Raw genomic sequence first — 6,000 nt, 5'->3', positions numbered from 1 at the left:
ACCTGTGTCGGGGCCTCTACGGCCCCGCCGCCCTTCCCTCTGTCCGCCAAAAACCCCCCGAAAGTCGCGCGCCCCAAAAGGTCACCCGCCGGGCCACCGGCGAGGTTTCCGACGGCGGTGATGTCGTTTCAGCCGCCGCCGATCGAAGCCCCTCTGGGCTTCAGTGCGTCCTATTCGGCCTGGCGCTTCCACTGCGGCAGCGGTCACCGGTGCTGGCGGCGGATCAGGTCGGTGAGGGACTGGGAGGCCGGCACCCGGCGCGTCAACGCCGCCGCGGGCCAGCTGCCCGAGGACATCGGCAGCTTCGACGCGCGTGGGTCCGCGGCCGCCGCGACGCCATCGAGAACACCCACCCCTCACCGCCCTGCATCTGCCGGGCCTGCCGCGGCAGGTCGTCAGGCGACGCTGTTGAAGCTGTCGCCCTGGTACTTGTACAGGTCCGTATTCCTGCGGTTGAACGGCGTGGTGACGACGCCCGTCGAGCGGTAGACGTACGCACCGTACGTGCTGCCCGGCCCGTACGCGATCAGGTCAGGACGCCCGTCGTTGTCGAGGTCGCCGGCACCGACGAGCTGCCGGAAGCCGCCCCAGCCGCCGCCGACCTTCACACGGGTGGCGAACTTGCCTCTGCCGTCGCCCTGGTAGAGCCACAGGACGCCGGCCGTGTCACGGGCGACCAGGTCACCGGCGGCCGTACCGGCGATGTTCCCGACGGCCGTCAGGTGGTTGTAGACACCCCAGCCACCGCCGACCTTCACGCGCGTCGCGAACGGGGCTGTGCTGCTGCCCGTGCCCTTGTAGAACCAGAGCGTGCCGGTGCCGTCGGTGGCGAGGAGGTCGGGTCGGCCGTCGCCGTTGAGGTCCGAACCGCCGGCCAGCTTGTTGTAGACGCCCCAGCCGGAGCCGACCCGCACGCGGGAGGCGAAGCCGCCGTCACCCTTGCCCTGGTAGTGCCAGAGCACGCCCGAGCCGTCGAGAGCGATCACGTCGCCGTGCTTGCCGCCGACGATGTTGCCGACAGCCTCGATCTGCTTGTACACGTTCCAGCCCGAGCCGATTCGGGTGGTTCTGGCGAGCCGGATTTCGTTGTAGTACGGGCGGTCCTGCAGGTCACTGCGCCACAGCACGCCCTGGGAGTCCCGGGCGAGGACGTCAGTGGAGCCGTTGTCGTTGAAGTCGTGCGGATTGAACGCGCGGACGATGCTCATCGTCGAGCTCTTGGAGGCGGGCGTGCCGACCCCGTCGTCCGACGTCGCCTTCACGGCAACCGTGTACGCGCCGTTCGGCGCGTCCACCACCGACAGCGTGTCGGGGTCCTGTTCCTCGAACTTGGGCACCCAGGTGAAGGAGAACACAGTGCCGTACGTCGGCGCGGTCAGGCGCTGTGTGACCTTCTTGCCGGTGGCGACGTGGGTGAGCGTGACGTCCAGGTTGGCGTCGCCGCGCGACAACGTCCACTCCATGGTGACTCTGCCGTTGGTCTTGTCGATCTCCGCCACGGCGGGGACGTTGACCTGGTCGATCGTGAGCGGGACCACGGATGTGGCCGCGAGCGCGGCCGGAGCGGTGGCCAGGGTGCCGCCGCCGAGAGCCGAGACGGAGAGAACGGCCATGACGGCCAGGCCGAGACGGCGGCCGGTGGTGCGGTGCTGCAAGTGGAACCCCCACGAGAGAGATCGGACACGGACGTGCCCGCGCCCGATGAGACTCACGACCAGACCGAATGGTTGTACGAAACCGTGCCGGAACAAGCAGTTCCAAGAGCTACTGGCCAGCATCGGCTCACCAGGCCGACCGGGCGATCTCCTCCGCAGCCCGGGCCGACGAGGCGCTGCCGGAACGTGAAAGACCAGTACCCACAAGACAAGCGCGGAAGACCACGACCATGAACGAGGCGACGTACGCCCCTGAGCTGCTCCCGCGCGAGAACGGCCGCGCTGTTGCCCCTCCGGGGAGCGGTTGCCCTCCTGCTTCCCGCGCCTGTGGGGATGGTCCTCTGGGTGCATAGAGGCCACCAGTGTCCGACATCCACTGCCGCAACGTCGGGGGAGGGACCGTGACGGCGCTGGGGCTTGGTCGTAGATCAGGCGCCGAGACGGGGGCGCTGATGGTGTAGGCGGTGGCCTGTAAGACCACCGCCTACACCACCTCCGTCCGTTACTCGATTACGTCGGCAACCGTGTGCGGGGCGAGCTCCGCACACGGTGTCTGCCCATGCAGCGCAGGGGGAGGGGGTGCCGGGGCTGTCGAGTTGTGGTCAGCGGCGGGAGCCCCGGTTCCTGTGTGGGTGCTGGCTCGGGGGTGGCTCAGAACAGGCGGTTGTACGTCCCCCAGCCACCGCCGACGCGGGTGCGGGTGGCGAACGGGGTCGTGCCGCTGCCGGTGCCCTTGTACAGCCAGAGCACCCCGGCCCGGTCGCGGGCCACGGCGTCGGCGCGGCCGTCGTCGGTGAGGTCGCCGGTGACGACGAGCTGGTCGTAACCGCCCCAGCCGGCGCCGACCCGGGAGCGGGTGGCGTACGGGGTGGTGCCGCTGCCGGTGCCCTTGTACAGCCACAGGACGCCGGCCCGGTCGCGGGCGAGGAGGTCGGCGCGGCCGTCGCCGGTCAGGTCGTCGCCGCCGGCAAGCCGGTCGTACGCACCCCAGCCCACGCCGACCCTCACGCGCGTCTTGAACCGGTTGCCGTCGACGAGTCGGCCCGTGCCCTTGTACAGCCACAGAACGCCGGCCTTGTCGCGGGCGAGGAGGTCGACGTACCCGTCCCGGTCGAGGTCCCCGGCGCCGTCGATCCGGTCGTAGATGTTCCAGCCGGTGCCGACGCGGACGCGGGGGGCGTAGGGCTTGTCGTTGACGAGCTGGCGGTCGTGGTACCAGAGGGTGCCGGAAGCGTCGCGGCCGACGACGTCGCCGAGGCGGCGGGTGACGGCGGAGGGCTCCTGGTTGGCCCAGTAGTAGTTGCCCTGCTTGTACGGGGAGAGCGAGGTGAGGGCGTTGTAGGTCTGCCAGCCCGTGCCGATCCGGTGCGGAGTGGACAGGGGCGTGGTCGCTACGCGGGTGCCCCTATAGCGGAACAGTGAGCTTCTTCGAGGAGGCCACCGATCAGGTGACGGTTCGCGACCCGCAACGGGTGAGGCCCCCGGGCTGTTGACCGAGATGTCTGACGTCTCAATCACGCTGCTCGGGGGCCTCGTTGGTCATCTATCCTGCCGCACTCGACCTGCCCCATACGCTCGTGGAGTGGGTCACCATGCTCATCGTCACCCGTGAGGGCGACCGCCGGTGCAAGCTCCGTCCGTCTCAGCGCGCGATGGTGGCACTGGTGTACCTGCGTGAACACATCACCCTGGCCAAGATTGCTGCCGGGTTCGGGATCAGCGAGTCCACCGCCCACGCCTACACCGGCGCGGTCATCGACCTGCTCGCCGAACGGGCGCCGGGTCTGCTGAAGGTCCTGCGTGAGGCCGACCCCGACTTCGTCCTGCTGGACGGCACGCTCGCCGAGTGCGACCGGGTCGGCGACTCACGCGCGGACTACTCCCACAAGCACCGCCGGCACGGGGTGAACGTGCAGGTGGTCACCGATCCAGGCGGCCGCCTGCTGTGGCTTTCACCCGCACTGCGCGGCCGGGCTCACGACCTGACCGCCGCTCGTACCCACCGGATCATCCGTATCTGCGAGCGGCAGGGCGTCCCCATCCTGGCCGATCTCGCCTACCAGGGCGGCGGCCCGTGGCTGACCACGGGCATCAAACGCAGGCCCCTGAAAGAACTCACCCCCACCGAGAAGACCCTCAACCGGGCCCTGGCTGCGGCACGGGCACCGGTCGAACGCGGCGTCGCCCGCCTGAAGTCCTGGCGCATCTTCCGCAGATCCCGATGCAGTCCGAACCTCCTAATGATGTTGTCAAGCCGCCTCAGTGACGGGGAGGTTGCTTTGGTAGCACTGTCCGTCACGGAGAAGAGCCCACAAAACGTTCACTCGTCGGCGGGCGAGGGCGAGGACGGCCTGAGTGTGCCTTTTTCCTTCGGCACGTTTGCGTTCGTAGAAGCGGCGCGATCGGTCGCAGCTTCGGATGCTGATCAGCGCAGAGGTATAGAAGACACGTTGCAGGCCTCGGTGGTAGCGCCTGGGACGGTGCAGGTTGCCGCTGATGTTGCCGGAATTCCGGGGGACCGGGGCGACTCCGGCGAGGCTGGCCAGTCGGTCGGCGGTGCCATAGCGGCTCATGTCGCCGGCGGTCGCCGCGAGGAACTCGGCACCCAGCAGCGGACCGATGCCGGGCATGCTGGAGATCACTTCGGCGAGTTCGTGGTCACGAAACCGGGCCGCAATGAGCTTGTCGATCTCGGTGATCTGCTCGTTGAGGCTCAGCACCTCCTTGGCCAGGGTGTGGATCACCTGTGCGGTGATCTTCTCGCCAGGGACGGCAGTGTGCTGGCGCTCAGCTGCTTCCAGGGCCGCCTGGGCCAGGGCTTCGGGGCTACGGACCTTTCGGTTGCGCAGCCAGGTCTCCAGCCGTTTTCCACCGGTCCGGCGCAGGGCTGCCGGGGTCTGGTAGCCGGTCAGCAGGATCAGCGGCCCGGCGTTTCCGAGGTCAAGGATCCGTTCCAAGGCCGGGAAGATTTCGGTGAGTTGACCGCGTAGGCGGTTGATCCGACGGGTGCGGTCTGCAACCAGGTCGGTCCGGCGGTTGGTGAGGACGCGCAGCTCGACGGCATGCTCGTCGTCCGGTCGCAGGACCGTCAGGTCCCGGCGCATCCGGGCCTGGTCGGCGATGACGGTGGCGTCCTTGGCGTCGGTCTTGCCCATGCCCCGGTAGTCGGCCGAGGCCCGGTTGACCGCCAGGCCGGGTATGTAAACGAGGTGCTGACCGTGGTTGAGCAGTACGCTGATCAACAGTGCGGCCATGCCGTCGGCGACATCGACCGCCCACACCACGTCCTCGTCGAGAGCAGCACGTCGGCGAGCAGGGCCAGCAGTTCCGGCTCGTCGTTGAGGACGCGGCGTGACAGCAGCCGTTCGCCCTCGGCGTTCAGGACCACGCAGTGGTGATGGGTCTTGCCGATGTCCGTACCTGCCCAGATCTGGGCCACCAGTTCCTCCGGTCGTTCGATGGCGCTCTGTACTCCCGGACGACCGCGCCGGCGTGGTCCTACTCAGCGATACGTCCGGGGACGTTCGCAGCTCCTAATCAGTCGTCGTGAGACACCGGGCGGCCAGGTTAGGGGAACCAACAAGGGCAACCGCATGAAAGCCATACCCGGTGTCTCTGGGTCTCTGGACCTTACGACGGCCCGTCCAACCCACGAGCAAGGTAGGACCGCATGACGTCAATCACCAAAGCCGTCCTCACCCTCGAGCTGCAACGCTGAAGAAGCTCAGTGCGCTGGCGGCGTCGCGTGCGAGGAAGCCGTGGAACGGGAGGACCGTGCGGCCCTGGACGGTGAACGGGGCGCTGACCAGCTTGACGTCGGAGGTGTCCCAGTAGTCCAGGTCGTAGATGTCGTAGCGGGTGAGTGCCTGGAGCTTCTGTGCGTACTGGCCCGAGACGTCGGTGAGCTCGTAGCCGATGACGTGATCCCCGGCCTCCAGGTCGCAGACCAGGTTGGGCAGGGTGTCGGGCAGGGTCGCGTAGCGGACCTCGCAGGTGGCACCCGGGTTGGTCGTGACACCGCCGATACGGACGACCAGGTCGGTGGCGAGCTGGCCGTCGGCCCGGCCGAAGCGGAGTATCAGATGTCCGGCGTCGTTGGCGTGGACGCGGAGCTGCTGGCGGACGGTGCCGCCGTCCGGGACGGGTGGGGTGTCGAAGGCGATGGTGTTGAGCAGGGCGTGCGCGCGGGACTTCACGATGACCTTGCCGGTTCCGTGGCTCCCGTCCTCCGGGAGGCTGCCCGCGCTGCGTGCCTCCTTCACGGCGGCGTCGAGGTCGCCGTTGGTGGGCATGTGCGCGAAGCCCCAGTACAGGGTGACGTCGACCGCGTCGGCAGGGACCATGG

General features: G+C 68.6%; 3 protein-coding genes and 2 pseudogenes. 1 reads left to right on the top strand and 4 read right to left on the bottom strand.

The features are described 5' to 3' along the window. Positions 1 to 395: 395 nt before the first annotated feature. Entirely contained in the window at positions 396 to 1,655 is a 1,260-nt protein-coding gene (locus ACFW1I_RS22450; RefSeq protein ID WP_384672698.1) for an FG-GAP repeat domain-containing protein, read from the bottom strand. 651 nt (positions 1,656 to 2,306) lie between these two features. After that, positions 2,307 to 3,173: an FG-GAP repeat domain-containing protein gene (locus tag ACFW1I_RS22445; RefSeq protein WP_384672696.1), complete on the bottom strand. Its 867-nt coding sequence runs from the start codon at positions 3,171 to 3,173 to the stop codon at positions 2,307 to 2,309. Positions 3,174 to 3,190: 17 nt separating this feature from the next. Here ACFW1I_RS22445 and ACFW1I_RS22440 point away from each other — a divergent pair. Continuing rightward, positions 3,191 to 3,907, top strand: a pseudogene (locus ACFW1I_RS22440) (transposase family protein); the annotation flags it as partial. On the opposite strand, the pseudogene ACFW1I_RS22435 reads toward ACFW1I_RS22440, so the two are convergent. Next, a pseudogene (locus ACFW1I_RS22435) lies at positions 3,905 to 5,094 on the bottom strand (IS110 family transposase). The pseudogenes ACFW1I_RS22440 and ACFW1I_RS22435 overlap by 3 nt on opposite strands. 256 nt (positions 5,095 to 5,350) lie before the next feature. Next, positions 5,351 to 5,998, bottom strand: a complete 648-nt coding sequence (locus tag ACFW1I_RS22430) for a hypothetical protein (RefSeq protein WP_384672694.1) — start codon at positions 5,996 to 5,998, stop codon at positions 5,351 to 5,353. Positions 5,999 to 6,000: the final 2 nt, after the last annotated feature.

This window comes from Streptomyces sp. NPDC058955, from assembly GCF_042741435.1.
Lineage (GTDB): Bacteria > Actinomycetota > Actinomycetes > Streptomycetales > Streptomycetaceae > Streptomyces.
Note: the sequence above shows the minus strand (reverse complement) of the source record. Positions and strands in the feature narration are given on the sequence as shown.